Raw genomic sequence first — 255 nt, forward strand, 5'->3', positions numbered from 1 at the left:
CATCGTCCACTGCGTTCTGGTAGGTCAGGTGGAAGGTAACATCTAAACTGGTGTCACCTCCTGTAATTTCTTCTATGGTACTGTCCAGGTCAAACTCGCCCAGGTCATCGTTGTCAGGGTCACAGTAGGTAAGCGCCTGTGGGATGTTGGCCGCTGGTGCACCCACTACCTGAAGGGTCAGGGTCGTGGTGGTATGGCAGCCGGTGTTCACGCTCTCTACCCTTACGTAAACGACTTCACCGTCCGTACCCACAT

At 54.5% G+C, this 255-nt stretch carries 1 protein-coding gene; it reads right to left on the minus strand.

Translation table 11 applies throughout. The annotated features are described in order from the left end of the window. On the minus strand, nt 1-255 hold a 255-nt coding region (locus LOK78_RS16600), incomplete at both ends, for an FIDD domain-containing protein (protein ID WP_232635697.1).

The organism is Mangrovimonas futianensis (genome assembly GCF_021245805.1).
GTDB classification, from domain to species: domain Bacteria; phylum Bacteroidota; class Bacteroidia; order Flavobacteriales; family Flavobacteriaceae; genus Mangrovimonas; species Mangrovimonas futianensis.